Origin of the sequence: Sphaerochaeta sp. (assembly GCF_050256055.1) — a bacterium.
Lineage (GTDB): Bacteria > Spirochaetota > Spirochaetia > Sphaerochaetales > Sphaerochaetaceae > Sphaerochaeta.
Genome location: NZ_JBFWIJ010000012.1, coordinates 21,087 through 46,307, shown reverse-complemented (window position 1 = coordinate 46,307; position 25,221 = coordinate 21,087). Strand labels below are relative to the sequence as shown.

Genomic DNA, 25,221 nt, shown 5'->3' with positions numbered 1-25,221 from the left:
CTTGACAGAGGAGAGTGAGTATATGGCCAAACATATTTTTGTGACTGGCGGGGTCGTTTCGGGCCTGGGGAAAGGAATAACGGCGGCTTCCTTGGGTAGACTGCTCAAAGCCCGAGGGCTGAAGATTGCAGCGCAGAAGCTGGATCCGTACATGAACGTCGACCCGGGAACCATGAGCCCGTATCAGCACGGTGAAGTTTTTGTGACTGAGGATGGGTCGGAAACCGATCTTGACCTCGGCCATTATGAGCGGTTCATTGATGAGGATTTGAACAAATTCTCCAATCTTACCAGCGGGAGAGTGTACTGGAACGTCCTTTCCAAGGAACGCAGCGGAGCCTTCCTCGGTTCCACGGTCCAGATCATCCCCCATGTGACGACTGAGATCAAGGACGCCATCTACTCGTTGGCGAAGAAGACCGAGGCTGATGTCGTCATTACCGAGATCGGCGGAACCACCGGCGACATCGAGAGCCAGCCGTTTCTGGAAGCAATCCGGCAGATCGGCCACGAAGTGGGCCGTACCCAGTGCCTGTTCATCCATGTGACGTTGGTTCCCTACCTGAAGAGCAGCGCCGAGCATAAGAGCAAGCCGACCCAGCATTCGGTCAAGGAACTGATGGCATCCGGTATTTTCCCTGATATCATCGTAACCCGCTCCGATGAACCGATCGAGCAAAGCATCAAGGACAAGATCGCGTTGTTCTGCAATGTGAAGCGTGACTGCGTCATTGAGAACAAAACGGTTTCGGTGCTCTATGAGGCACCGCTCATGTTGCATCAGGAAAACCTTGACGGCATTGTCTGCAGGGAGCTGAATCTAGAGACCCCACAGCCCGATCTGCTTGAATGGCAACAGATGCTGGACAAGATCAACCAAGCTTCCAAACAGGTCCGAATCGCCTTGGTAGGGAAATACATCCAATTGCATGATGCGTATCTTTCGGTCATGGAAGCCCTCAAGCATGCAAGCTGGGCCAATGGCGCCCAACTCACCATCGATTGGATCGATTCTGAGTTGGTGCACGAGGATTCGGTTGATGCACTGCTCAGGGATGCCGACGGCATTCTGGTGCCCGGAGGTTTCGGGGACCGTGGCATCGAAGGGAAAATCATTGCGGCCCGGTATGCCCGTGAGAAGCAAATCCCCTATCTGGGCATTTGCTTGGGTATGCAGATCGCCGTCATTGAATTCGCTCGGAATGTACTGCATTTCAATGACGCCCATTCCAGTGAATTCGATCCGAAGAGTGCACATCCGGTCATCGCCCTCATGCCCGACCAACGGGGAAACATCCCCAAGGGTGGCACGATGCGCCTGGGAACCTATCCGTGCGTGATCAGCGAGGGGACACAATTAAGCAAAGCCTATGCAGGCAAGCAATTGATTGGGGAGCGCCACCGACACCGCTACGAATTCAACAATGACTTCCGTCAAGTCTTGACCGATGCAGGACTGGTCATCAGCGGCACCAGTCCCGACGGACGTCTGGTGGAGGCGGTGGAACTGGGTGACCACCCATTCTTCGTGGGAGTACAGTACCATCCTGAATTCAAGAGCAGACCGAACCGTCCACAGCCTTTGTTCCATCGTTTCATCGCTGCTTCCTTGAGGAAAGAGAGTTGACAGTTTTGCTTCTCTGCGGTAGTTTTGTGTATGCAATTTGGGGCCATAGCTCATCTGGTAGAGCGACTGGTTCGCAATCAGTAGGTGGAGGGTTCGAGTCCCTTTGGCTCCAAGGATCATACAAACAAGCCTGTCACAGCAGTGTGGCAGGTTTTTTTAATTTTCTTTTCCATCGCTTTTCATGAATTTCTCTTCAGATTCTTATGATTTCACCACAAAGTAAGGTATACTGACGGTAATGAGAATCGTGTTTGATCTTGATGGGACATTGGTCGATAGTACCCCTACTCTGCTGGCAACGATAAACACAGTGCTGGCGGAGCATAATCTTGCACCCAGCAACCAAGACGAGAATCATAGATATGCAGGACACGGGCTCTTCTCCATGTTCGATTCCACCATACGCTCACGCGTACCTGATTGGGAGGAAAAGCAACGGACCGTCCTCGTGCAAGAAATGCTGGCCGATTATTCGCAACGCAGTACAATCGGGAATGTAGTGTATGAGGGGGTGCCTTCCTTGTTGGAGGCACTGCAACAGAAGGGATTCAAGCTGTGCATCATATCCAACAAGCTTTCGTCCCTGACCAAAGCCATCGTTGCAAACTCGTTTCCGACCATCCGTTTTGAACACATCTATGGGGAGGACTCCGGATTCGCACCCAAACCTGACCCAGGTTCCCTCAACCAATGCAGGACGCTCCTCAAGGACCAGGAACCGCTTATCTATGTAGGGGATACCGAAATCGACTATGAGACGGCAAGAAACGCAAAGGTGACCGTCTATCTGGCAACGTGGGGGTATCGTGGAAAGAAAACGCTGCTATCCTACGGAATTGCTGAGCATCTCTTGATCGCACATCCCATGCAGCTTGTTTGCATGATAGAACAACATAAGGAGAGAACGGTATGAAAAAACTACTCGTATGTCTGCTTGTTCTGCTTTTGGCAGGCTCCCTGTTTGCCGCAGGAAGTGCCGAGACCAAGACGGAGACAAAGAACATCACCTTGGAATGGTGGACCTGGGATCCTGAGATGCTTGAACAGAACAAGCAGATCATTGCCAAGTTCGAAGCGGAAAATCCCGGTGTAACGGTCAACAACACCATCGTAGGGACGAAGGAATACTGGACGAAGATCAGGATCCAGGCAAACCAGAACAAGCTGCCCGATGTCTTTACCATGAGCTCGGGGTATATCGAGGAATGGGCAAAGGCCGGTTTGCTGTACAACCTGGATACGTTCATCAAGAATGACGACACATTCAAGATATTCTACAAGTCGATCTTTGACACAAACAAGGCGATCAGCAACACCAACAGCTATTACGCCATTCCGTTCGCCTTGGTCACCACCGTCCTGTATTACAATAAGGATGCGTTTGACAAGGCAGGGCTTGCCTATCCCACCAATGACTGGACCTGGGAAGACTTCAAGAATGATGCCAAAAAATTGACGATCGACAAGAACGGCGACGGCAAGATCGACCAGTGGGGTTTCTGGTTCTACGGCAGGTATGCACACATCGAACCTTGGATCTACGCCAACAACGGCAAGCTCATCGATAAGGCGACCATGCAGTTCAAGCCTGATGCAAATGCAATGGATGCCATGAAGATGCTCACCAATCTGGTATTGGTCGACAAAGTGGCACCTCCCCAGAAGGATATGACCAGCTTCCAGCAACAGGATGTATTCCCCCAGGGCGCAGCTGCCATGTGGGTAGATGGATCCTGGTTCGTCGACACCCTGCGTAAGAACGTCGGCAACGACATGCGTTGGGGCATCGTTCGCGTCCCCAGCGGTCCGAATGGATCCAACTCACTTACCTACGGTTGGCCGGACAGCTATGCAATCGCCCCGAATACCAAGAATCCTGAGATGGCTTGGAAATTCGCACGGTATGTTGCAGGCGAAGGCATTGGATTGGATGTGTACATGGCGGGCAAGATTCCTTCCTGCATCAAGCTTGCAGAGGATCCGATGTTCGCAGACCCCAACCAGCAGCCGGGCAAGGACATGAACCTGCTCATCGACCAGGCCGCAGGCCCGATGACCACCAGTTATACCATGGGTTGGGGTGAATGGCGTGGGTACGGCGGGTCCGAATCCCTCGGTCTCAATGGAACCATCGACGCCATCATCAACAGCCAGATGTCGTTCAATGAAGCATTCCAGAAAGGAACGGACAGCATCAACGCGGTGCTCAAGCGCTATTACAAATAACGTATCGATTCTCGGGGTTGCCTGCCTTGCGGCGGGCAACCCGGTAAAAAAGGATCAGGAACTATGACACAACCATCCTATCGTTGGCATAGCCACCTCACCCCCTGGGTATTCATTCTTCCCACGGTAATCGGCTTGCTCATTTTCAGGCTCATCCCCATTGTTGCCTCTTTCTACCTCAGTTTCACCGATTGGAATCTGTTGGGATCTCCCCTGTTCATCAAATTCGGCAATTACATGGAATTGGTGAAAAGCGAAGAGTTCGTGCGGATTGTACTGAACACCTTTCAATTCTCATGCATCTATGTCATCGGATCGATGATATTCGGCTTGCTCCTTGCCGTGTTGATCAACACCAGAATCAAAGGCATCGCCTTCTTCCGTGCTGCAATCTATTTGCCGGTGGTCACTTCGGCCGTCGCCGTTGGCGTAGTCTGGAACTGGATGCTTGGTCCCACCTACGGGGTGATCAACAACCTCATAGAGGCCATCGGCCTCACCCCTCCCTACTGGCTGGGGGACACCAAGCTCGTATTGAATACCGTAGCCTTTGTACAGGTCTGGAAAATGTCCGGCTACTATATGATCATCTTCCTCGCCGGCCTGCAGAACATTCCCCGCGACACGTTGGAGTCCGCCCGCGTTGATGGGGCCAATACCGTGCAAAGCTTCTTCAGGATCACCCTGCCGATGCTTATGCCCACCCTGTTCTTTGTCCTGACCATCGCCATCATCGACTCCTTCAAGAATTTCGAGTTGATCTATGCCATGACCAAAGGCGGCCCGCAGAATGCAAGCAATACGCTTGTCTATGATGTATATCTGAACGCCTTCGTCTACTATCGCGTCGGCTTCGCCTCATCCATAGCATACGTACTGCTGATCTTTGTGGGATTGCTGACCATTGGGAATTTCTATATCAAGAAATACCTGGTGCAAAGCCTGGATTAGGGGGGGGAATGCAATGAAACAAGCACAAGCGAATCGAACACGGCTGATCATCATCGCCTTGGTGTCGATCATCTACATCTTCCCATTCCTTTGGATGCTCTCCAACTCATTCATGTCGGACAAGAATATCTTTTCGGTTCCTCCGAAATTCATCCCCGACCTGCTCTTCACCGGCCGGATGTTCGACAACTACAAGAACGTATTCACCCAATATAATTTCGGGCTGTATACCTTCAACAGCCTCTGGGTCTATACCCTGGCCGCCCTGGGCCAGATTCTGGTATGCTCGCTTGCCGGGTTCGCTCTCTCCACCATGCATTTCAGGGGCAAAGGATTGGTTTTCAGCCTCTTGATCTTCACCTTGATGATTCCGGTCCAAGTTACGATCATCCCCGAATACTTCCTGTTCCTCAAGCTCAACTGGATGGACACCTACCTTCCCTTGATCGTTCCCTCGTTCCTTGCCGGTGCATTCGGCACCTTCATGCTCAAGGAGTTTTTCTCCCAAGTCCCCCGACCGCTCTTCGACGCAGGCATCATCGACGGGGTGAACCCCTATCAAATGTTTCTGCATATCTATATGCCACAAGCCTCAAGTCCCATAGCAACCCTCTTCATCATCGCATTCATGAACAACTGGAACGACCTGTTGCGCCCGATGCTGTACATCTCTTCCCGAGAGCTGTATACGGTGACCATCGCCCTGTCGCTCTTCCAGAACCAGTACGGAGTAAAATGGAATCTGCTGCTAGCAGGCAGTGTGCTTTCCGTCCTTCCGTTGATCATCATCTTCGCCTTCAGCCAACGTTACATCATAGAAAGCACCATGAGTTCAGGAATCAAGGGATAATATGAGAAACAGACTTACCACCTATGTACATCCGAATGGGGAATTGCAGCGCTACCAGATTGTAGAAGCCTTCAACTGGAACCATGCCCGATTCGTTACCGCCGGGTTCGATCCTCGTTCGGTTACGGAGATTGCACGTCTGTACCGTATCAACATCGTACCGAAATTGCAGCAGTCAATCGGGTTGCCGGTATTTTTCCATGTTCCCCCGGACATTCCACTCCCGTTCCCTGTTGCAGACGAACATGAAGTGTATCATGACAGGAATGTAGCGGCTTCCATCCATCTCAACCGGCTTGCCCGGGAACATCACATCCGTTGGGAAGGCTCGCTGAAAGCCGATGCAAAGGAAATTGAAGCGTTCCTCTCCGCGTTGCAGAACCGAAACCTGCTGGAAGCGGTGGTACAGGGTACCAATCCGATACGATTCATTGCCTTGAACGAGAAGCTGGGCTTCCTTTCCTCCCACAAGAGCACATGCATTGTGGATACCCATTTCTTTCTGATGGACCCTACGGATCTCGATTCTCCCTACTGCGTATTGGGAACACCCCACGGATTGGCGCTGAAAGACGGGGTGATCCTCAACCCTCCCTTGAACCATCGCCCATGTCTTTTGGTTGATGAACACGGGACGGTGTCCATCGACGTAGTGGAATTGACCGATCTTTCGGTGGAAATCGACGGTACCAAGTATCGTCATGGGGACAATGCCGTCTTTCATTTCCGCCCGGAGGAACGGTTCACCCCAAAAACCGAAGGTACCGATCTCATCATCACCGAAGACAAGGTGGTTTCCGTACGCAAGGGGGGAGGAAGCACCATCCCCATGGCGGGATTTATCCTCTCGGTACCCGCCTCTCTTGACGTAGCCGATCCGAAGGTCGTCTACCATGGGCTGGAACACTATGCATTCGGCATCCAGGTAGGACCTCCGATGATGAAAGATGGACGGATCATCACCACGTTGGAATGTCCGTTCTACAACGCTGCAGTCGATGAAGTGCCCTATCCCTCGACGGTATACCCGCTCCCGTTTGAAACTGCTCGGGCGGCACGCATTGCACTGGGGAACAACAAGGAGGGGGAACCGGTCCTGATCTGGGCGGAAGGTGCGCCCAAGCTCTCCTACACCCCCGCTCAGGACAGCTGCGGGGCATCCTTGTTGGAGCTTGCCCAATTCTGTGAGCGGGAACAATTCCAAAGCATAGTGAATCTTGACGGAGGTGGCTCTGCACAGATCATCTTGGAAGGAAAGCGGAGCCTGCAGATCGCAGATCGGTACGCTTCAACCAATTTGGAGGCCGAGCGGCCGGTGCCTTACGGATTGTCCATCGTTTGAAAATCCGCTTGCCGCTCCTTGGTCCATACCTTTCGTTGCGTATGCAAAACCAGTGCGACACTACCAACCAGAATGATGCATAGCACCAATGCGGCCTTGAAGGAACCGGTTACATCGGCCATCCAACCACCGAAACCCGGGGCAAGGATGCCGGCAAGGCCGTAAAATAGAAAACACAGCGGGTACAACTGGGAGAAGTAGGCAACAGGGAAGACATGCGAGAGAGCGGCTGCATAGAGTACGAAATTACTTCCGAAGGAAAAACCCAACAGGAACACCGCCAACTGCAACAGGATCCGGTTCAAAGGGAAACACAAGGCAACAGCGGCTAGGACGAACAAGGCAAGGGAAGAGGGAATGCTTCGGATGCCCACGGTATCATAGAGATGACCCCACAGAATCCTTGCACCTGAGTTCCCGATGGAAAACAGCATGACCGAAGCAAGCGCATCGCTCTGAGAATATCCACCGGACCGTACCAATGGAACCAAATTCCCCACCACCAACAGACCGGCGAAAGTCCCAGCAAACATACCCAGACCGCTTAATCTCATCACCTTGCTTCTTTGTACGGTTTTCGGGACCAGTACTCGCTGCGTGTGCCTTTGGCCTGGTACGGAAAACAAGAGGGACGAAAGCACCAGCAACAGACCGGAAACAAGGCTGTAGGTTCTGAAGAACTGGGATAAGGAAGCTGAGCTTGCATGCCAAGCCTCAATGATCGCCGAGAGCAGGATCGCCCCTCCTCCAAACCCACCTACCGCCAGACCTGTCACCAGACCGGGATTGGCGGGAAACCAGGCAAGCGCGACGGACAGGGGGACCACATATCCGAACCCTATCCCGACGCCGGAAAGGATGCTGATGCTTACAAACAGCCGGGGAAACGATCCCTGGCTGAACGAGGCTGCCCAGTACCCTCCTGCAAACAGCAATGACCCGATGACTGCAGTGAAACGAGGACCTCTTTGGGACAACACTCGTCCCGAGTAGACCATCACCACGGTGAAAAGAAAGATGGTACTGCCAAAAATAAAGGCACTCTCTCCATTTGTAATTCCAAACTCATCATGCAGATACCCGGTAAGTGTGCTCCAAGCGTAGATGCCTCCCAAAACCATCTGCACGATTACAGAAGCAAGAAGTACAATCCATTTCCTCACCCGTTGCTACCCCTGTTGTTCAAGGGAAGCCAAACGCAGAAGCTCGGCCACCTGATGGTCGGCTTCCAAGGGATGCCGCAACGCTTTTTCCGGATGGGTTCGATATACGTTGCAGCGGCCCTGCCGCTCAACCTCAACGAACCCTGCTTCCATCAGATCATTGACAATGCCATGCACAGAACGTTCGGTAATACCCACCTTGACGGCAATCTCCCGGAGTTTCAATTGCGGATTATCGGCAATGCACAACAGCACATGGGCATGGTTGGTCAGAAATGTCCACTTCTCATTACGCATGGTAATTCCTCTTTGTATCTGTTCATTTGTATTGCAACAGTATAGGAGATTTGTATATATGTAGCAAGATTCATGAAAAAAATTTCTTAACAAATATCCCATACACGAACAATACCATGCAATTATATTCATCTAAATAAATTATATCATACAAAAACGAGTATCCTTCAGAGATAGGGAGCGTGGGGAGCGACATTTTGTGTTCCTTGCATGACTGCCTGTGGTATAGTAGGGCATACGCCTTTCATCGTGTGGGGGAGAGGATCAGGTGGAGCATACAAAGGATATCACTACCAAGGGACGCCTGTTTGCCGCCTTGTTGCGCTTGGTACGGAAAACCTGGCGGGTACGGATTGAGGGGCGGGAGTATCTGGACCAATATTACCAAAACGACAAGCGGTGTCTCATCGGATTCTGGCATGGCAAGTATGTTCCGATCTTTCCCTTGCTCGAAGGGTATGAGGCCTGCGTCATCACCAGTCTGTCGACCAGAGGGAGTATCATCGGAGAAATTTGCAGAAGCTTCGGATATCAGAATGCCCAGATTCCCGATGAACCACAGCTGGATACCTTCAAGCAAATGCTCAAGGATCTTGAGGGCGTCCAGGTATGTGGAACCGCACTTGACGGCCCCTTGGGACCCTATCACCAAACAAAATCCGGATTGATCAGGCTCTGTGGAATGCTTGACCTTGCGCTTGTTCCGGTTACCGTATACAACGCACGCCATCTAACGGCAACCAAACGATGGGATTGTTTGGAATTCCCCCTTCCCTTCTCCCGTATCTGCCTGATTTTCGGAAAACCCATCACCATTGCCCCACACTTGACCAAAACGCAACGCAACACGCTGTCCAAGCAGATAGACGATGAACTTGACGTTCTCCAGTTGAAAGCCGAAGCTATCCTGAGGAGGTAAGGAAATGCCCGACCTGCAACAAAAACCCAAAGTCTGGGGATACCTCGGCCTGGCGGTACTCTTCTTCGCGCTTTCCTATCTGACGGTGCTGTTCATGCATTCGTATGTTTCCGGGGGAAAGCTAACCCTTCCCCCTGCAGTGCTCAAACCTGAGACGCTGAGCATAGTGATCGGCCTCTTGCTTCTCTATTTTCTTGGTGATGCACTGCGTTTATACTGTGTTATCCGCGCCCTCGGAACCAAAATATCCTTCCTCTACATCATCAGGCTTGTCTTTGTGAATATCTTCATCTCCAATGTAACCCCCTTGGCAACCGGGGGAGGATTCATCCAAGTCTACTTCATGACGAAAAAGGGCATGTCGCTCGGACAGGCGACAGCGGCAACTTCGCTGAGGACGATGCTTTCCGCCCTCATCCTTTTCACCCTCGCCCCGATCATCATCTGGATCGATCCAAGTCAATTCAGCATGTTCTCCACCCATCATCTCCTCTATTTGATCACCATCGTATCGATAGGCTACCTCCTTGGATTCTGGGTCATCATATTCAGGATCAGGACCATGAAACGCTGGCTTTTTCAGCTGCTTCGTCTGCTGAGAAGCATGAAAATCCTTTCTCCATCCAAATTCAGAAAATCCTATGTCAAGCTTTCTGCAGAGCTTCGCAACTTCAACAAAGGGTTTCGGACCTACTTCCAAGGCAGTACCATCTGGGCGGTGCTTTCGGTTGTATTCACCGCACTCTTTCTGTTGATTCTCTTTTCGTTCTCCATCGTCCTGGTACATGCCATGGGGTATCATGCATCGGCATGGACCATGCTGGCATTCCAGATTGTCGTCACGTTCTTCATGTATTTTGCACCGACTCCAGGAGCAACCGGCGTGGCAGAGGGAGGCTACGGCCTTTTGTTCGCACAGCTGGTTCAAAAGCAGGATATTGCACCACTGGTTCTCAGTTGGCGGTTTCTGACCATCTACATCGGGGTGGTGATCGGTATGGTGGTGACCTTCTCGGAATTCTTCAGACGCGGGGAAAGGAGAAACAATGCACAATAAAGGCCGACTGACCGTAATTCTCATCCTTCTGCTGCTCTTGATGGCCGTCTTGATCGGATACCGGATCTATCTATTCGTTTATGAAGGGGACTACCAGAGCCTGAATGCGCAAAACATCAACCAGATCGAGAAAACCTTTGATGCGCAAAAAGGGTTTCAATTTGCCGTAACCGGAAACATACAGAATTCCATGCGATTGTTTGAACAGCGGATCATCCCCTTGGTCGAAGAGAATGAAACGGATTTCATGATTTCCCTGGGCAACGCAGTCTTCGACGGAGCCGAGGCTAAATATCGGCTGCTCTATCGGGGCCTGAAGAAACTTGACATTCCGAAAGTCATGACGATCGGCGATCATGAGGTGGAGGATTTCGGGTCCTCGCTGTTCTACCGGCATTTCGGACCGTACTTCTTCTCATTTCCCCTGCAGGATGCCTATTTCCTCTTTCTGGACACCACCGGCCAAACGTCCTGGACGTGGCAATACCGTTGGATTGAGCAAGAATTGAAGCATGCACAGCAGTATCGCCATCGCTTCATCTTCATGAACCGGTCGATGTTCGCCCTGCAATCCTATACTGCCCGTCATGTTCCTTCCGTCTTGGATGAACCGACATCTGAGCACCTGCACCAATTGTTCAAAACCTACGGGGTGACGGCAGTCTTCTCGTCAGGCTATCCGACCTTCTCCCAAACCCAACGCGACGGCATCCAATACATCATCAGCGGAGCGGCGGGCGGGTTGCTGCTGGAGCGTAATTCCCCCTACCAGATCGTTCGCGTCAACGTCGGTCCAGAGGGAGTCTCCTATGAGAATATTCTCTCACCCGACTCTCCTTCCCGGTTCAGTGAACGTATAGAACGGTTGAAACTGTTTTTGCATTCCTTCGTATACATGAGCCTGTTCAATCTCCTCATCTTCATTACCGCCACCGCCATCATCGCACTGCGGCTCTATACCCTCATCCTGAAACAGGAACATCTCTACCGTGATTTCAATGTGGACGAGCAGACACTGCCGAAAAGCCTTTCGGTGGTCATGTTCACCAACAATTACCTGCCTTTCATCGGAGGGGTGCCGCTTTCGATCCAACGGCTGGCTTCCGGCTTGAAGCAGCTCGGTCATCAGGTACATATTTTCGCTCCGGCCTATCCGGATGGTCCATCCGACGATGCAGAAAACCAGGTGATCCGCTGCCAGAGGTTTTTCCAGGCAAACCTCTCGGGCTTTCCGATCGTCAACCTGTTTTCTCCTCGAATTGCCCATACCTTCAAAGCCCTTGATTGCGACCTTGTGCACATCCATCATCCTTTCTGGCTCGGGGTGAAGGGCATGCATCTGGCACGAAGACGCCATATCCCGATCGTGTTGACCTACCATACCCGTCTGGAGCGGTATATACACTATCTCCCGATTCCGGGAACTGCATTGAAGAACTTGTTGGCCCATCTGAAGATCAAGACCGTGGCCAATCATTGCGATGCAATCATCACCCCCACACCATCGACGGAGGAATACCTGAGGAATCTGGGAGTAAGTGCATTGATAGAAACCATTCCTACCGGCATCAAGCTGGAAGAGTATGCATCATGGAGCAAAGAGGAAGTACTCTCCTGCCGGCGTACCTATGCAAAGGATGAAGAGCTGTTGCTCATTTCCGTCTCCCGTTTGGCTGAGGAAAAGAACCTCAACTTCCTGCTTGCGGGATTGGCGAAGGTACATGCACTTTCTTCCGTACCCTTCCGATGCGTGTTGGTCGGCGATGGACCGGAGCGGGCCCATCTGCAAAAAAGTGTCGTACAACTTGGCCTGGAGAAGGTGGTGACCTTCACCGGAAATCTGAATCCCCATGAGGTCACCCGTATGTATTGCGCTGCAGATCTGTTCGTATTCGCCTCAACCTCAGAAACCCAAGGCATGGTATTGGTGGAGGCGATGGCAGGAGGGTGTCCGGTGGTGGCGGTTCGTGCAAGCGGCGTCCATGATGTCGTGAAGAACGGGTTCAACGGTATCATGGTACCCGAAAGCACCGACAGCTGGGCATCGTCTGTTGCCGGTCTGCTTGCAGACAAGCAGCAACTCGCACGCTTGGCAGAGAACAGCAAAATCTTCGCCCAATCATTTTCCGAGCAGAACATCGCCCGCAAGGTGGAAGCACTCTATCAGCGGGTGGTTCTGCTCAATACTGCAAAACAAGCATGACAGGACAGGCTGCTCCGACATTGCCGGATCAGCCTGCCGCCCTGCATCCTAATATACCAGGTTTACCAGCGCTGTAGTGAAGGGTGGAACAAAGGTAAACAATACCAGATCCACCAACAGCAACAAGTAGAACGGAACCGCTTCCTTGATGAAATCCTTGGTCTTGCATCCGGTGATCGAGCAGGTAACGAACATCAAGGTCCCCATGGGAGGAGACAATGCTCCGATTGCATTGTTGAAGATGTACAGCATGGCGAACTGGATGTCGTCGATGCCATAGGCTCTGGCGACGGGAGCCAACAGGGGAACCAGGATGATCATCGAGGCGTTGCCTTCGACGAACATGCCGACGATCAACAGGAAGATGTTCACAAATACCAGAAACAGGTATTTGTTGTGGATGGTACCAACCATCCATTCCGTCAGTTGCTGGGGTATGCGTTCCCTGGTAAGAATCCAAGAGAACACGGTTGCCGCGGCAACAATGAACATGATGGAGGAGGTGGTCGTCACCGTTTCCTTGAATGCCCGTTTTACATCCTCCCACTTCATCTCGCGGTAGACCAAGCCGAGGATCAAGGCGAACAGAATGGCAACTGCCCCTGCCTCGGTGGCGGTGAAAATCCCGATCCTGATGCCGCCGATGATGATGATCGGCAGTGAAAGCGGAGCGAGGGCGGGCGGCACGACCCGTTTGTAATCAGTGGCTGTCATCCGAGTGGTGCGAATCGGTTTGTATCCACGTTTCTTCGAGACCACGGACACCAGAACCATCAAGGATGCACAGAGTACCGTACCGACGCCGATTCCCGAAACGAACAATTTCCCGATGGAAACGTCGGCGATGACTCCATAAAGAATCATGGCGATCCCGGGAGGGATCAACGGTGTGATCATCGAGGAAGTGGCGGTAACCACCGAGGAGAAGGGAAGGTCGAATCCCTTGTTCACCATTTCAGGAACAAGCATCTTCGACTCCATGGCGGCATCGGCCAGATTGGAGCCGGAGAGTCCTCCCATCAAAGTCGAGAGCAGGACATTGACCTGCGCCAGCCCCCCGGACATCCTGCCGGTGATGACCGAACAGAAATCCATGATCCTGCGGGTAACCCCGGTATAATTCATGAACGTGCCCGCACAGACAAAGAACGGAATGGCAAGCAACGCAATGCTTTCGGAACCGGAGATGAAACGTTGGGCGAATTGGATGGGATTGACAGCGGGGACCATGAGAAAATATGCGATCGAACCGCTGAGGATGGAGACGAATACGGGTACTTTCATAAAGAGAAATACAAGCAGCACGACTGCTGAAACAATGATTGGATTCATCAATTTGCCTCCTGGACAGCAACAGCGGGACGATATTCAGTAAGGAAATAACTGATCAGCATATCAATGCAGGACAGCGGGACAATGCCATAGATAAACCAATAGGGAATAGCCAGCATGCTGGTCGACCGGCCGCTGCGCAGAAACAGTTGGATATATCCGATGCTGCGTACAAAGAGATAGCCGAGGCTGAATACCACGATGATGTCGATGAGGATGGCGATGACTTTCTGCACCGTCTTGGGGAACATTTCCACCACCATCTCAATCGCTACATGGCTTTTTGTCCTGAAGGCAGCTCCTCCGGAAGCAAAGACGATCCAAACCATGCAAAACAGTTGGACCTCTTCCAGCCACGTGAGCGGACGGCTGAACAGATACCGCATGACAACCCCCCAAAGGGTCAATAGGATCAGAACCGCCAAGGAAACGCTGGCAATCCAGAGATCAAGATTGCTGATGATGGGAAGTAATTGTTTCTTTTTCATACCAGTGCAGTCGAAACCATCAGGTCGACCGACCCTCCTTATCCAGGGAAATATTGGAAAAGCGACCGACCCACCCCTCCCATGCAGAAAAAGAAGGAGCGGCCAGTACAGCATAACACGGGTTATTGCTCCGGCACATCAGCTGCCTTCGCAATACCCCGTGCAACATTCCCGCCCACCTTCGATACTCCGGTTGGGCGGGAGAAGACATGTGTGTTATTTGGCGCCCATTGCGGCTTTGACACGGTCATACAGACCAGCAGACCAACCGAAGGTTGCACCCTGGGCGTAGAATGCCTTGGAAGCTTCCTTGAGGTCCTTCTGCAGCTGTGCAGACATCTCAGTCAATACCACACCTTCATCAAGCATTTTCTTTAGGTATTCCTGTTCGGAATTCTGTGCAAGCTGATTGTTGTAGACACCCGCATCGTGTGCGGTGGAGAGCAACAGATCCTGCTGAGCCTTGGTCAAGGACTTGAAGAAATCAGCGGAAGTCACCAAGGTGGTGAAGTTCAGCACATGGCCGTCCATGAGCAGGTACTTGGCCACTTCGTGAAGCTTTCTACCGTACAGGGTGGACAACGGGTTTTCTGCACCGTCGATGGTTCCGGTCTGGAGGGCTTGGTATACATCGCCGAGGCTCATACCGGTGGAAGTTGCACCAAGTACATCCATACCGATGGACTGGATCTGGTTGCTGGGAACGCGGATCTTCATCCCTTTCAGATCAGCGATGGTCCTGATCGGCTTGGTTGTCAGGGTATGGCGTGCACCATAGATGTAGTTGGAAGCCAACAGCTTCAGACCTTTTGCCTCAAGGGCATCGGATTGCTGCTTGTACCAATCACTCTCGGTCAGGGTCCAGCATTGGTCCCAGTTGTCGAAGAGGAACGGCCCGAACACAATGCCGAAATCCTTTACGCCATAATCGGCATAGAAAGCACCATCGGCAAGGGTTACGACCGGTTCACCGAGCAACATGGAATCGATGAGCGAGTTCTTGTTGCCGAGCTGGGAATCGGGGAACAGCTCCAACTTGATCGATCCATCACCCTTGGCCGCAACCAATTCCTGCCATTTGAGGAATGCCTGACCGATGGGTTCGGACATTGAGTTTTCAAAACCAACCTGCACAACGATGGGAGCGGCAGCCTTGGGAGCAGCCTCGCTGCTTCCAGCAGCAAACAGCATCCCAGCAGTCAGAACCGACAATGCAAGCAAAAGAACCAGTGTCTTCTTCATAAGAAACCTCCAAAACTATCTTTCTTATTCCACCTGCGTGAAATCAAGTTCAACTTTCAGCATACTTCCGTTGCTTTGTGAGAAATCCCTGAACGCCGAAGCGGCATCAAGGAAGGAATAGGTATTGGTGATGATCTGCTCAAGGGGCACCCCCCCCTTGCGGACGACATCAATCAATTCCTCGAAATCCTCAGTCAATGAATTCCTGGAACCATATACATTGAGTTCCTTTTTCTGCAAGAGGGTGAAATTGAAGTCCGCATTCCGCTTTCCGACTCCTACTTGCACCACGCGACCACCAAAACAGGCAGCGTCAATGCAGTTGAGGAATGTGGAGGGGAGTCCCACGGCTTCGATACACACATCAAAACCATTTCCCCCGGTGATTTCCTTCACCCGCTCTCTGAGCACCTCATCATTGGTATTGAGGATCACCCCGTCAACACCCAATTGCAATGCATGCTCAAGCTTTGCAGGGGCGATGTCGGCGACGTATACCACAGCACCTTTGCTCTTTGCCGAGAATGCAGCGAGCATGCCGATGGTACCCGCCCCTACGATCAGGACGGTATCGGAGGGCCCTACATTCGCCCGTTTGACCCCATGATGACTGATGCAGAAAGGCTCGATCAAGGCCAACAAGCGGGCATCGAGTCCCTTCCCGTCTATGATCCGTTCAATCGGCATGGTGATGTATTGGCTGAAAGCGCCCTCACGCTGGACTCCCATCGTCTGATTGTCCATGCAGGCATTGACCAGCCCATGGTTGCATGAATAGCAATGATTGCAGTTGAAGTAGGGATTGCAGGTAACCACCATCCCTTCCTTCAATCCACGATCATTCGGTCCGATGGATTCGATTCGGGCGGAAAACTCATGCCCGGGAGTACGTGGGTAGGAAAAATAGGCAAAGGTACCATTATAGGATCCCAGGTCGCTTCCGCAGATCCCTCCGTACAGCACTTTGAGGAGTGCTTCCCCTTCTTTGGGAACAGGTTTCTCCTGTTCTCTGATTTCAACAACACCCGGTTGTTTGATTACTATGGATTTCATGCAATGAGACTCCGTTTAGGCTACTCTGATGTATACAACAGTATCCTAAACCCGTTATAGAACTCTGTCAATAAAAATCAAATGAAATTATAATGCTTATATCTTTATATTATATTTATATTTATTAATTTTATTATAGGATAATCCAGAGATTTGAAAAAATATAGTAATATACAACAGATAAATAAATCGCGAATTAACTGCGATTTTCAGGTAAAATGAGGGTATTTTTCAGAAATATACAGATACATGAAAGAGTGTTGTATTAATCAGTTTACGATAAATTGGGGGTTTGTTTCCAACACAATGGACAAAGCGGAATCCTTGGACTGTATGAGATGATGACGCATTGCATCAGCTGCTTCCTTCCAATTCTTCTTCAGACAGGCGGTGATGATTTCCTTGTGTTCGTCATAGGTCGATCGCAACCGCTCATGTTTGACCCCCGTCAGCCTTCTGAGCCGCTGGTTCTGGACGCTGATGGTGTTGTACGATTCCTCGATGTAATGATTCTGCGTAGCCTGCACGATTTGTGCATGCAACCGGTCATCATGGCCGAAGGATTCAGTCGCCGAGCCCGGTTCGGTCAGACATATCCGGTACTGATTGAGCAGGAACGTCTCATCCAGCCGATTCCCGTAATTCAACAGGGCATAGGGTTCGAAGACCATACGGATCTCAAAAATCTGGCTGATCTCATCGAAGGTAAGCGGAGAAATGAGAATGCCTTTCTTCGGCTTGATCACGATCAGGCCTTCCTGCTCCAGACGCCCGAGGGCATCACGAATCGGCGTACGGCTGATATTCAAGGATTGCCTGAGGATTTCTTCATTCACCATGGACCCAGGAGCATAGGTGCAGTCGGCTATCTTGGACTTAATGGCGACATAGGCGCTGCTTTTCAAGCTTTCCATGAATCACTCCTGTATTTCGGCTAGCCCATAGTACATAACAAACTTGAAGAAGTCAAAACCTTCCCACGCAATATGGAGGGAATCGGCATCCAAAAACCATGCATTCACCCGGCCATAATAAAACCCTCCGCCATGGAGGGTTCTTTGGCTACTCAGGGTTATTTCTTCGGTTATTCCCCTTCTTCGCCACCACATCTTTATCCTATCATCGAAGATTCGAACCGTCAATTTTTTCTTTGGTGGGCTGATGGTTTGTTCTTGACAATACTGTATATCACACATTATAGTACGACTATGGAAGACGATGAAATCCTGACCAATCTGGTAACCGAACTCAAACGGGGGAATCTCACCTTGAGCGTACTCAGTCAGCTCAAGACGCCGCAGTACGGTTATTCCCTGTTGCAAATACTTTCTGAAAAACAAATAGCCATCGAAGCTAATACACTGTACCCATTACTCAGGCGTCTGGAAACCCAAGGGTTGCTGGAAAGCACCTGGAACACAGCCGAGCCCCGCCCGAGGAAATTCTACCGACTCAACGAAAGAGGAAATGCTTTGTATGAAGCATTGAAGTCGGCATGGACGGAACAGTATGAACGCATTCGTGTGCTCATGGAGGAGGAAGAGCATGCATGATCTGATCGAGCGGTACATCAACCAAACCGTCAAAAAGCTGAACCCGAAGGACCGCGAAGAGGTTGCCAAGGAACTTGAGGCGAACATCCTTGATATGCTGGGCCCGAATGAGGATGAGCACACCATCGAGCAAACCCTGCTTTCTTTGGGATCGCCGTCCAAACTTGCCGACACCTACCGACTCAAACGCCGGTATTTGATCGGGCCGGAAACGTTTGACTTCTATTGGATGGTCCTGAGGATCGTCTGTTTGGTCATCACCATCGTCACCACTTCGCTTACCCTGCTGACGATATTCCTCTCGCCACAGCTGCCATCGGTGGTGGACATCATCGTCAAGATCGTTACCACCATCTTCTCCGCCCTTTCCGCATCATTTCTCTGGGTGACCATCACCTTCGCTTTGTTGGATTACTTCCAGGTCAAGACCGATACCGAAGCCTGGGACCTCAAGGCACTGAGGAGTCTTGAGGCGGTCCCCACCCGTCTCATCAAACGCACCGAAAGCATCGTCGACCTTGCCGGACTTTCGGTTTTCTTCGTCCTATTGCTTGCTTTCTATCTGAGGCCGCAATTATTGGCCGTCTACCGACGCGGATGGGAAAGCATGCCGGTGTTCATCACGGGTCTGGTTCGTCCCTACCTCATCGGCTGGATGGGTGTTACTCTCATCACCCTTTCGGTGGCCGTCATCAAGCTGCACCAAGGAAATTGGACACCAATCCTCTTCTCCCTCAGCGCCTTCTGCGATCTGTTGGGCGTCCTGTATTTCATCTTCCTCATCAACCGAAGCGAAATCTACAATCCGGAATTCTTCTCCATCTTCTCAGGAGGAATGCCTACATGGCAGACCATCGCCAAGGCCGCTTCGATCGCCTTGCTGCTCCTGACCTTGGTCAGCATCGCAGACGATGCCTACTCCACGTTCAAACGAACAAGACTGAACGAATCTGTGCAAGCACCTGCTCGGTGATCTGACGGGACTCCTGGATGAATGGGTTGTCATCCAGGCAGCCGAGTACGGCATCACGCTCGGCCAGATTGCGGTAGGTGCTCTCCCTGAACCGGTTGTTGAAGTCTTTCTCCTTGGTCTTGAACACCTGGCTCTCGATGGTGATCCTGATGGTCGACACTTCCTCGACCGCCTTCTGCCACTGCCCTTCGTTGAGCGTATCGCAGCCAAGCACCTTGTGCAGGGTGGCCATCGCATGCCGGGCTTTGTCCAGCTCATAGGAGGAGAACCACTGTTCGTAGTACTCGTGTACCTCATCCCAACTGTCTATCACCCGCCGCTTCAGATCCTGCTTGAGCTGTTCGACGCGGGACTCAGGAACCAACTGCCCCCCGACATTCAGCCAAGGCTGCAGGCTGCAGGAATGCGCCTCCTGGAATGCAGAGATTGAGATTTGATGGTCGTGGCAATAGGCGCTGATGGTCTTCACTGCATAATAACGCAGCATTTCCTGATACGCTTGGTAGGCTTCGACCGGCTTGAGGATTTCCACCGGCTCATTGCTGTTCTCCAATCCCCAGGCGAACACATGCAGGGAAAGTACCTCATGCGGCTTTGATACAAGCAAGCGTCTTCCCTGGGCGATCAGATCCGTCTCACCCAAGGAGGAGGCATGGGCACGGGTGTAGTTCTCGGCAACCCACCGGCAGAGCAGATCGCACCCATCGAAAATCTCATTGACCGTATCGGGAGCAAGATAGTCGGTTTCGATGTGCTGGCGAATCGCCTTGCGTTTGTCCCGCTTCCGGTACTTGTAGCTGTTCCGCTCCAGTGCATAGAGGTTGTACATCCACCAATAGGCAGGCATCAAGACCCTCCTTCCTTCCTTTGCATCACTGCTGAGCAAACTGAACGGTAGGGGGATGTTCAACTCGTTGGGATAGTTTCCCTTGGTGATCAAGACATAACTGGCGAACTTGCAATCGTATTTGAGCGTGCTGGACAAAGCGGGCCAGAAGCCACGACCGGCCACCATCTCTCCGTCATTGCCGCGGCTGTTGTGGTTGGACCCGATGTTCGCCCCGGCGGCCATATTGGACTGTCCCTTGATCAGGGAGGCGATCAAGAAGGAATTGTTGTGGTGCTGCTCATGGCCTCCAAAGATCAGGTTGCTCAGCAACTCACAGCAACTGACCGTTGAATTGTCCCCGAGGAAGGAGTGGATCAGACGAGCCCCATATTTGAGATTGCAATTATCTCCCATGATGAAACGGATGGCCTTGCACCCATAGAAGATCCGGGAACCCGAGCCGATGATCCCGTTTACCAACTCGACCCCTTCACCGATCTGCACGGGCTCTGCAAGCGTAGAACGAAGCATCAGGTTCTTGAGCTTGTTCGCCCCCTTGATGTAAGAACCGGGACCGATCCAGACGTCCTTGATGGTATCACAGGATTTGATGACGGATTGTTCGCCGACGAATCCATAATAGCCGCGTTTCGGGTCCACCGTCTGCTCGGTCAACTGTTCGAAACGCCTCATCAAGTCCTGGTCGTCCCGATAGGTGCCCCATAAAAACGCATCGGAGGGGAGCATGCCGTTGAATGGGCGGACGGTTCTTCCGCCTGCTTCATTCATGATGTCCATGGTGATGCGGACTTCTTCGCTTTCCCCTTCCTTGAGGATGCCGCTGCCGAACTTGGCATGGTTGGTGGTCTGCATCTCCCCGATCCTATAGAGAATGACCGTATTGGAAATGATGTAATGGCTCAGATATGCACAATCGAGAATCGCACAACCGTCCCCGATGTCACAACTGACCAACCGGCTGTTGGAGATACCCACCGGGATACCGAAGTCATGAAAACTGATGATGCGCTTCTCCATCCTTCCCAGACGGATCAAGCCATAGAATTCACTGTTGCGGATCAACGACGGGTCGAAGGGATCGGTGACCAATACATCCTCCCAGCAGGTTGAGGAATTGAGGTTCTCCTCAAGCGCTGCGACTTCGTCGGCTCTCAGATGCCGATACGAGGAAAGAGGGCGCTGCAGCTGTTGATTACGCAAATAATATTCATCCTGTCCTTCGCTAAGAAAGGGAGCGGTGATAAAATCATATCCGAAGCGGGATCGGTCAAGCATGGTTACGGTTTCACTCATGGCAAAAGTATAGCAACACTGTCCTATGCGCACAAGAAAACAGTGAATGCAAGTTCATCGATTTCATGCAGATTTCATTCACCGCCACTAGAAACCGCATTATGCTCACACTCAATTGGTTTTTGGTTTACGTCCAAGAAGATATAACCAAAAATCAAGAAGGAATTCACCGTTTCGCACTGGTCACGTATGCATAGATACACAATTTGAATACAAAAAGCAGGTACAGAAAGCCGCTTGCGACTTGCGCACTCCTAATGGATATACTACCATGTGACCACTATGGCTGACTATGATTTGTCTCCCAAGATGAAGCGGCTGGTCACCTTGATCAACAAGATTGCGGTTACCGATCCTGAAGGTCTGACCCCCAAGCGCATCGAGGAACTGAACGATATATCTATTCCGAATAATATTCTGATCCGCAAACTTCTCGGCAAGAGTGCGAGAAACATTGCGACCAAGACATTCATCATCCCTGTCACCGACGGGATGGTGACCGGCTACTTCTTTGAGAAGCAGGGATCTCGCACACTCAGTGACCTCACCCCCCTGATCATCTTCTATCATGGGGGCGGCTGGGTCTGGGGAAACATGGATTTGTACAATTTCCTTTGCGCACATCTGGCAGATATCACCGGAGCATCCGTGCTCTCGGTCGATTATCGCCTCGCGCCGAAATACAAATTCCCCACAGCGGTGGAGGACTGCTATGACACCTTGGTCTGGGCAGCAGCCGGCTGCAGGTATTGGAAGACCGACCCCGACCGGATCTACCTGGTGGGAGACAGTGCAGGCGGCAATCTGGCCGCAGTGGTAAGCCGCCTTTCCCGCGACCGCAAGGGTCCGGCTATTGCCGGCCAAGTCCTGCTGTATCCGGTGACCGACGGGCGCATGCGGACAAACAGTTATGAAAAATACAAGGATTCACCGACACTGACCGACAAGCAGATGGCCTTCTTCATCAACAACTATCAGAAAGAACCCAAGGACATCCTCAGCCCAAGCTTCTCTCCCTTGTTGGGAAAGGATCACAGCAGATTGCCACAGACATTGATCATCGGAGCCGAGTACGACCCTTTGCATGACGATGGGATGCTCTATGCCGATGCACTCGCCTCGGCCGACACCCCGGTCAAGTATTTGGAAGTGAAGAAAACGGTTCATGGGTTCATCAACTATCCGTCGGCAACCGGAACCGAGGAAACCGAGAGTGCAATCATCCAATTCATCGGAGGACGTCCGGTCGAACAAGTTGCGCTCATCAGCCGCAAGGAATGGGCGAAAGCACAGAAACGTGAGCTGAAAAAGATCAAGAAACAAAGCAAGCATTATATGGATGCACAGATCGGTTAGATTAACGTTAATCCTAATTTATCGGTATTTTCTTGGGTTATCACAGCCATTCTTGTTGATAACTCCCTTTTTGATGTTAACCTTAACCTATGAGTATCCTCCTCAAAGATATTGCCCAAGCTACTGGTTTCTCGATCAATACGGTCTCCCGGGCCATGCGTTCGGACCCGAAACTTTCAGAGGAAACCACTGCGCTCATCCAGAAAACAGCCCAGGAGTTGGGGTATATCCCCAATTCCGTGGCTGCCAGTATGCGCAGCAACCGTTCAAACATGGTGGGCATCATCAGTGCAGATTCAGCCAACCCGTTTTTCAGCGAGGTTGTGCGGGGCGTTGAGGAAGCTGCCACCAAGGCCGATTACCACATTCTCCTCGCCAGTACCGAGGAGTCGGTGAAAAAAGAAGCGGAACTGGTGAAGATGTTTCTCTGCCGCAAGGTCGACGGCATCATTTCCATGCCCGTTTTCGACAACAGCGCATCACACCTGGAACTCTACCGAACCTTGAGAATCCCGTTCATTTTCCCCGGACGCCGCCTGGAAGGATTGGTATCACACAGCATCCTGCACAGCGACCGTGACGGACAGAGGAAGGTCATCGAGCATCTGCTCTCCAAAGGGCACCGGAAAATCCTGTACATCGCAGGACCCAAGAAAGTCAGCAATACCATCGATCGTCTGGCAGGGGTTGCCGAAGCCTATGCCAACCAAGCCCTGGAACTCGATCCCGATTATATTGTGGAGGCATCAGGGCATATCGAGGATGGCTACTACCTGACCAATCTTGCCTTGAATCGCGGCCTGGGATTCACCGCGGTGGCATGTTTCAACGATATGCTTGCCATGGGTGTACTCAAGAGCCTGGGTGAGAACAATCTGAAGGTTCCCACCGATATTGAGGTCTTCGGCTACGACAACCTCTACATGTCCCAGTTCATGCAGCCAAGCCTCAGCACGGTCGATGTACCCAAATACCGTTTGGGGTATGTGGCTATGGAAACATTGTTGTCCCATATCCAGGATCCAAGCCTGGAATATTCGACGTTGGATTTCCCCACGAGATTGGTCTTTCGGGAGACCACTCGTTAGGAATAATGCATTACCTTGTGTTCCAAATAAGGAGGTACACATGAAAAAGATTCTTTTGGTTGCACTGCTTGCCCTCCTCGCCTCCGGCATGCTCTTTGCCCAGGCTGCACCTGAGCAGCAGAAAGCCCAAGGGCCGATCGAAATTACGTTCTGGTCCCTGTTCACCGGTGGAGATGGTGAGTTCTTCGACGCCATGGTCAAGGAATTCAACGCCTCACAGAATGACATCGTCATGAAGAATGACATGGTGAAATTCGATAACTATTACACCAAGCTGACCACCGCTCTGGCGGCGAAGACGGCTCCTGATGTAGTGGTCATCCACCAAGGAAACCTGCTGAATTACGTACCCAGCGGTTCCTTGCTTCCCCTCGATTCCTATCTTGACGCCGCAACGCTTGCCGACTTCCAACAGGCACCTCTGGACGCCTGCCGTTTCGATGGAAAGCTCTACTCCCTTCCGTTCGATGTCCATCCGATCGTCATGTACTACAACAAGGACCTGATGGCGAAGGCCGGGATCACCAAGGTTCCCCAGACCGCACAGGAGTTCATCGATGCTTCGCTCGCAATCAAGAAAGCCACGGGAAAATGGGGTACGGCGATTGACAACACCACCGGTGTCTACAAGGCTTACACCCTCACCCGTCTGTTTATGTCCATGCTCGCCCAACAAGGCGGAAGCCTGTTGACCGCCGACGCCAAGGCTCCGAATTTCAACAATGCCTATGGCGAGAAAGCGCTCAAATGGCTGGAAGATCTGGTGAACACCTATCAGGTCAACCCGACCGAGTTGGACTATGATGCAGCCATGAACCTCTTCAAGCTCGGGGATGCCGCCTTCTATTTCAACGGTGTCTGGGCAACCGGCACCTTGGAGAAGCAGCAAGGCCTGAACTTCGGCGCAGCCCCGCTTCCGCCCATCATGGGAGGCCAGGCGGCTTGGGCAGGATCCCACACGCTCGCCATCCCGGTCCAGAAGAACCAGGATCCCAAGAAAGTTGAAGCGGCACTGACCTTCATCAAATGGATGACCGCCCATGGTGAACTCTGGGCCAAGGCCGGACACATCCCCACCCGCAAGAGCGTTGCACAGAAGGACGCCATGAAGAGCCTGCCCTACCGCGCCGATTATGCGGCTGCCGCGGCCTTCGCCCTTCCGACTCCCCGCACCCCGGCTTGGGAGGAGATCTACGGAACCCTGAGCGACAAGCTCGAATTTGCGGTGACGAAGAACCAGGCACCGAAGGCGGCTCTTGCCGATATGGAGCAGACCGTCAAGGATATCATCGCAACGTATTGATTGCTCGACTCACTCGCCCCCCTCACAGGAGGGGGGTGGCTTTGGAGGATCCCAT

At 51.9% G+C, this 25,221-nt stretch carries 22 protein-coding genes and 1 tRNA gene; 15 read left to right on the top strand and 8 right to left on the bottom strand.

All coding sequences use genetic code 11. The features are described 5' to 3' along the window. The first annotated feature begins 22 nt into the window (after positions 1–22). The 7 genes from AB7C91_RS06625 to AB7C91_RS06595 all read left to right on the top strand — a co-directional run bounded on the left by AB7C91_RS06625 (position 23) and on the right by AB7C91_RS06595 (position 6,996). Positions 23–1,627: a CTP synthase gene (locus AB7C91_RS06625; RefSeq protein WP_428590039.1), complete on the top strand. Its 1,605-nt coding sequence runs from the start codon at positions 23–25 to the stop codon at positions 1,625–1,627. A gap of 39 nt (positions 1,628–1,666) precedes the next feature. Continuing rightward, positions 1,667–1,739 (top strand) — tRNA-Ala (locus AB7C91_RS06620). Positions 1,740–1,865: 126 nt separating this feature from the next. Next, the gene (locus AB7C91_RS06615) at positions 1,866–2,540 is read left to right on the top strand and encodes an HAD family hydrolase (RefSeq protein ID WP_332447337.1); all 675 of its coding nucleotides are present in this window, start codon (positions 1,866–1,868) and stop codon (positions 2,538–2,540) included. Further along, positions 2,537–3,853 (top strand): sugar ABC transporter substrate-binding protein, encoded by a 1,317-nt coding sequence (locus AB7C91_RS06610; protein WP_332447338.1) that lies wholly within the window; start codon positions 2,537–2,539, stop codon positions 3,851–3,853. Before AB7C91_RS06615 ends, AB7C91_RS06610 begins: the two co-directional genes overlap by 4 nt. A gap of 63 nt (positions 3,854–3,916) precedes the next feature. Further along, on the top strand, positions 3,917–4,804 hold the full coding sequence (locus AB7C91_RS06605) for a sugar ABC transporter permease (protein WP_332447339.1): 888 nt from the start codon (positions 3,917–3,919) through the stop codon (positions 4,802–4,804). A 13-nt stretch (positions 4,805–4,817) separates the two neighbouring features. Beyond that, on the top strand, positions 4,818–5,654 hold the full coding sequence (locus AB7C91_RS06600; RefSeq protein WP_332447340.1) for a carbohydrate ABC transporter permease: 837 nt from the start codon (positions 4,818–4,820) through the stop codon (positions 5,652–5,654). A 1-nt stretch (position 5,655) separates the two neighbouring features. After that, entirely contained in the window at positions 5,656–6,996 is a 1,341-nt protein-coding gene (locus tag AB7C91_RS06595) for a phosphodiester glycosidase family protein (protein WP_428590033.1), read from the top strand. Here the strand turns inward: AB7C91_RS06595 and AB7C91_RS06590 are convergent. Together AB7C91_RS06590 and AB7C91_RS06585 are read right to left on the bottom strand one after the other, a co-directional pair. Then, positions 6,975–8,159: an MFS transporter gene (locus AB7C91_RS06590; RefSeq protein ID WP_332447342.1), complete on the bottom strand. Its 1,185-nt coding sequence runs from the start codon at positions 8,157–8,159 to the stop codon at positions 6,975–6,977. The two genes, AB7C91_RS06595 and AB7C91_RS06590, sit on opposite strands and share 22 nt — an antisense overlap. A 6-nt stretch (positions 8,160–8,165) precedes the next feature. Continuing rightward, positions 8,166–8,456 carry a helix-turn-helix transcriptional regulator gene (locus AB7C91_RS06585; protein WP_332447343.1) on the bottom strand — a complete coding sequence of 97 codons (291 nt, stop codon included), beginning with the start codon at positions 8,454–8,456 and terminating at the stop codon, positions 8,166–8,168. A gap of 268 nt (positions 8,457–8,724) precedes the next feature. Between AB7C91_RS06585 and AB7C91_RS06580 the strand changes: the two genes are divergently transcribed. The 3 genes from AB7C91_RS06580 to AB7C91_RS06570 are packed head-to-tail and all read left to right on the top strand — an operon-like array spanning position 8,725 to position 12,635. Further along, entirely contained in the window at positions 8,725–9,375 is a 651-nt protein-coding gene (locus AB7C91_RS06580) for a hypothetical protein (RefSeq protein WP_332447344.1), read from the top strand. Between the two features lie 4 nt (positions 9,376–9,379). After that, positions 9,380–10,432: a lysylphosphatidylglycerol synthase transmembrane domain-containing protein gene (locus AB7C91_RS06575; RefSeq protein WP_332447345.1), complete on the top strand. Its 1,053-nt coding sequence runs from the start codon at positions 9,380–9,382 to the stop codon at positions 10,430–10,432. Continuing rightward, on the top strand, positions 10,422–12,635 hold the full coding sequence (locus tag AB7C91_RS06570) for a glycosyltransferase (RefSeq protein ID WP_332447346.1): 2,214 nt from the start codon (positions 10,422–10,424) through the stop codon (positions 12,633–12,635). Before AB7C91_RS06575 ends, AB7C91_RS06570 begins: the two co-directional genes overlap by 11 nt. A 48-nt stretch (positions 12,636–12,683) precedes the next feature. Here the strand turns inward: AB7C91_RS06570 and AB7C91_RS06565 are convergent, their stop codons facing one another. From AB7C91_RS06565 to AB7C91_RS06545, 5 genes are all read right to left on the bottom strand, one after another. Continuing rightward, a complete protein-coding gene (locus AB7C91_RS06565; RefSeq protein WP_332447347.1) occupies positions 12,684–13,967 on the bottom strand; it encodes a TRAP transporter large permease in 1,284 nt (427 codons plus the stop codon). Further along, a complete protein-coding gene (locus AB7C91_RS06560) occupies positions 13,967–14,455 on the bottom strand; it encodes a TRAP transporter small permease (protein ID WP_332447348.1) in 489 nt (162 codons plus the stop codon). The genes AB7C91_RS06565 and AB7C91_RS06560 overlap by 1 nt, the downstream gene beginning before the upstream one ends. Before the next feature lie 216 nt (positions 14,456–14,671). Then, positions 14,672–15,697 (bottom strand): C4-dicarboxylate TRAP transporter substrate-binding protein, encoded by a 1,026-nt coding sequence (locus tag AB7C91_RS06555; protein WP_332447349.1) that lies wholly within the window; start codon positions 15,695–15,697, stop codon positions 14,672–14,674. Positions 15,698–15,721: 24 nt separating this feature from the next. Next, the gene (locus tag AB7C91_RS06550) at positions 15,722–16,750 is read right to left on the bottom strand and encodes a zinc-binding alcohol dehydrogenase family protein (RefSeq protein ID WP_332447350.1); all 1,029 of its coding nucleotides are present in this window, start codon (positions 16,748–16,750) and stop codon (positions 15,722–15,724) included. Between the two features lie 269 nt (positions 16,751–17,019). After that, complete coding sequence (locus AB7C91_RS06545) at positions 17,020–17,664, bottom strand: GntR family transcriptional regulator (RefSeq protein WP_332447351.1); 645 nt, start codon at positions 17,662–17,664, stop codon at positions 17,020–17,022. A 294-nt stretch (positions 17,665–17,958) separates the two neighbouring features. Here AB7C91_RS06545 and AB7C91_RS06540 point away from each other — a divergent pair, with 294 nt between their 5' ends. Together AB7C91_RS06540 and AB7C91_RS06535 are read left to right on the top strand one after the other, a co-directional pair. Next, the gene (locus AB7C91_RS06540) at positions 17,959–18,303 is read left to right on the top strand and encodes a PadR family transcriptional regulator (protein WP_332447352.1); all 345 of its coding nucleotides are present in this window, start codon (positions 17,959–17,961) and stop codon (positions 18,301–18,303) included. Beyond that, complete coding sequence (locus AB7C91_RS06535; protein ID WP_428590024.1) at positions 18,296–19,276, top strand: hypothetical protein; 981 nt, start codon at positions 18,296–18,298, stop codon at positions 19,274–19,276. The genes AB7C91_RS06540 and AB7C91_RS06535 overlap by 8 nt, the downstream gene beginning before the upstream one ends. Here AB7C91_RS06535 and AB7C91_RS06530 read toward each other — a convergent pair. Further along, positions 19,230–21,419 (bottom strand): DUF4954 family protein, encoded by a 2,190-nt coding sequence (locus AB7C91_RS06530; RefSeq protein ID WP_332447354.1) that lies wholly within the window; start codon positions 21,417–21,419, stop codon positions 19,230–19,232. The two genes, AB7C91_RS06535 and AB7C91_RS06530, sit on opposite strands and share 47 nt — an antisense overlap. 282 nt (positions 21,420–21,701) lie before the next feature. On the opposite strand from AB7C91_RS06530, the gene AB7C91_RS06525 reads away from it, so the two are divergent. From AB7C91_RS06525 to AB7C91_RS06515, 3 genes are all read left to right on the top strand, one after another. Beyond that, complete coding sequence (locus AB7C91_RS06525) at positions 21,702–22,775, top strand: alpha/beta hydrolase (protein ID WP_332447355.1); 1,074 nt, start codon at positions 21,702–21,704, stop codon at positions 22,773–22,775. 89 nt (positions 22,776–22,864) lie between these two features. Beyond that, a complete protein-coding gene (locus AB7C91_RS06520; RefSeq protein ID WP_332447356.1) occupies positions 22,865–23,863 on the top strand; it encodes a LacI family DNA-binding transcriptional regulator in 999 nt (332 codons plus the stop codon). A 40-nt stretch (positions 23,864–23,903) separates the two neighbouring features. Next, the gene (locus tag AB7C91_RS06515) at positions 23,904–25,166 is read left to right on the top strand and encodes an ABC transporter substrate-binding protein (RefSeq protein ID WP_332447357.1); all 1,263 of its coding nucleotides are present in this window, start codon (positions 23,904–23,906) and stop codon (positions 25,164–25,166) included. Positions 25,167–25,221: the final 55 nt, after the last annotated feature.

Coding starts and splice junctions, on each gene's coding strand:
- AB7C91_RS06570 (WP_332447346.1), top strand. CDS start 10,422: ATGCACAATAAAGGCCGACTGACCGTAATTCTCATCCTTCTGCTGCTC.
- AB7C91_RS06585 (WP_332447343.1), bottom strand. CDS start 8,456: ATGCGTAATGAGAAGTGGACATTTCTGACCAACCATGCCCATGTGCTG.
- AB7C91_RS06520 (WP_332447356.1), top strand. CDS start 22,865: ATGAGTATCCTCCTCAAAGATATTGCCCAAGCTACTGGTTTCTCGATC.
- AB7C91_RS06540 (WP_332447352.1), top strand. CDS start 17,959: ATGGAAGACGATGAAATCCTGACCAATCTGGTAACCGAACTCAAACGG.
- AB7C91_RS06575 (WP_332447345.1), top strand. CDS start 9,380: ATGCCCGACCTGCAACAAAAACCCAAAGTCTGGGGATACCTCGGCCTG.
- AB7C91_RS06625 (WP_428590039.1), top strand. CDS start 23: ATGGCCAAACATATTTTTGTGACTGGCGGGGTCGTTTCGGGCCTGGGG.
- AB7C91_RS06565 (WP_332447347.1), bottom strand. CDS start 13,967: ATGAATCCAATCATTGTTTCAGCAGTCGTGCTGCTTGTATTTCTCTTT.
- AB7C91_RS06535 (WP_428590024.1), top strand. CDS start 18,296: ATGCATGATCTGATCGAGCGGTACATCAACCAAACCGTCAAAAAGCTG.
- AB7C91_RS06610 (WP_332447338.1), top strand. CDS start 2,537: ATGAAAAAACTACTCGTATGTCTGCTTGTTCTGCTTTTGGCAGGCTCC.
- AB7C91_RS06555 (WP_332447349.1), bottom strand. CDS start 15,697: ATGAAGAAGACACTGGTTCTTTTGCTTGCATTGTCGGTTCTGACTGCT.
- AB7C91_RS06550 (WP_332447350.1), bottom strand. CDS start 16,750: ATGAAATCCATAGTAATCAAACAACCGGGTGTTGTTGAAATCAGAGAA.
- AB7C91_RS06605 (WP_332447339.1), top strand. CDS start 3,917: ATGACACAACCATCCTATCGTTGGCATAGCCACCTCACCCCCTGGGTA.
- AB7C91_RS06595 (WP_428590033.1), top strand. CDS start 5,656: ATGAGAAACAGACTTACCACCTATGTACATCCGAATGGGGAATTGCAG.
- AB7C91_RS06600 (WP_332447340.1), top strand. CDS start 4,818: ATGAAACAAGCACAAGCGAATCGAACACGGCTGATCATCATCGCCTTG.
- AB7C91_RS06560 (WP_332447348.1), bottom strand. CDS start 14,455: ATGAAAAAGAAACAATTACTTCCCATCATCAGCAATCTTGATCTCTGG.
- AB7C91_RS06615 (WP_332447337.1), top strand. CDS start 1,866: ATGAGAATCGTGTTTGATCTTGATGGGACATTGGTCGATAGTACCCCT.
- AB7C91_RS06515 (WP_332447357.1), top strand. CDS start 23,904: ATGAAAAAGATTCTTTTGGTTGCACTGCTTGCCCTCCTCGCCTCCGGC.
- AB7C91_RS06530 (WP_332447354.1), bottom strand. CDS start 21,419: ATGAGTGAAACCGTAACCATGCTTGACCGATCCCGCTTCGGATATGAT.
- AB7C91_RS06545 (WP_332447351.1), bottom strand. CDS start 17,664: ATGGAAAGCTTGAAAAGCAGCGCCTATGTCGCCATTAAGTCCAAGATA.
- AB7C91_RS06525 (WP_332447355.1), top strand. CDS start 21,702: ATGGCTGACTATGATTTGTCTCCCAAGATGAAGCGGCTGGTCACCTTG.